The sequence below is a fragment of the Bifidobacterium amazonense genome (genome assembly GCF_018555435.2).
Taxonomy (GTDB): Bacteria; Actinomycetota; Actinomycetes; order Actinomycetales; family Bifidobacteriaceae; genus Bifidobacterium; species Bifidobacterium amazonense.
On sequence record NZ_JAFEJT020000131.1, the window covers coordinates 1 to 1,352 of the forward strand.

Sequence of the window (1,352 nt, forward strand, 5' to 3'; positions counted from 1 at the left end):
GCCTCGGCCGCACACGCCGGCCGGCTACACTACGTGTGCTACGACTCGGCTAGATTCGACGCCCTGCGCGAGGACGGCGCGACCGGCATCTTCCGAGGCGCGATCGTGATCTCGCACGGGTTCACCGAGTTCACGCGCAAATACGCCGAACTCATCTGGTATTTCCTGCTGTCCGGCTATTCGGTGTGCATGATGGAGCACCGCGGCCACGGCTATTCCGCGCGCGACGTCGACCAGGACTGGCTCGTGTGGATCGACGACTGGCACCGCTACGTCGCCGATCTTGCGAAGTTCGCCGACACGGTTGGCAAGCAGTACGCCGACGGCCAGCCGCTCAACCTGTTCTGCCATTCGATGGGCGGTGGCATCGGCGCGGCCGTGCTCGAACAGCATCCGACCCTCTTCGACAAGGCCGTGCTGTCCGCGCCGATGATCGCTCCCGCCACCGGCATTCCGAACTGGCTGGCCCGCGCGCTCGCGGAAGTGATGTGCGGCGTGGGACTCGGCCGCCACGCCGTGTTCGGACAGGGCCCGTTTGAATCGACGTTCAAACCGGAGGACCATCCCGGCGCGTCCGACGCGCGCGTGCGCTGGTTCCACCGGTGCCGCTGCGACGACGAGCATTACCAGACCAACGCGGCCGCGTTCGAATGGGTGCGTCAGGCGCTGCGCATGTCGCACGCCGTGCTGCGGCCGGGCGCGTGCGCGAACATCGAGACGCCGATCCTGCTGTTCCAGGCCGGGCGCGACGTGTGGGTGCTCAACGAGCCGCAGAACCGGTTCGTCGAGCGGGTCAGGGAAGGCGGTGGCAACATCCGTCTCGTGCGGTTCCCTGACTCGCTGCACGAGATCTTCAGCATGCCGAACGACACGATCGCCCCGTATCTCAGGCAGATCCTCGACTTCTACGGCTCGTCCGAAATCGCCGTCGCAGATTGAGCAGGACGCAGTTCCGCAGCGTCTCGTGACGTCGCGTTTTGCGCCGTAACGCTCCCCAGTCAGCCTGTCGGCTGACATCCCCTTCAGACGAGTGGGACGAGGATGGCGCCGGCATGCAGAACGCAGTTCGACTGATCGGTTGGTTCCGCGCGTGGCGTAACACGCGGGTGATTAAGCTACCTATCGTTTTGCGCCCGATTCAATGCGGGATCGGGTCGGCCTGTCGCGTGCGCGAACGGCGCGCGACAGGCGACGGACAGGGCAGCGTGACGAAAGGACGAGCATGACGACCTACGACTTCACCACGATCATGGACCGCCACGGCAAGGACGCCATCGCGGTCGACGGTCTCGGCCAGGATCCGGGCTTCGCGCCCGAGCCGCCCAAGCCGGGCTTCGACGTGATCCCGATGT

General features: G+C 66.0%; 1 protein-coding gene and 1 pseudogene. Both read left to right on the forward strand.

The genetic code is table 11. The features are described from left to right. Positions 1 to 939, forward strand: a 939-nt coding sequence (locus tag JS533_RS13635) for an alpha/beta fold hydrolase (RefSeq protein WP_241515368.1), incomplete at its 5' end; no start/stop codon positions are given. Between the two features lie 283 nt (positions 940 to 1,222). Next, positions 1,223 to 1,352: pseudogene (locus tag JS533_RS13640) on the forward strand (aspartate aminotransferase); the annotation flags it as partial.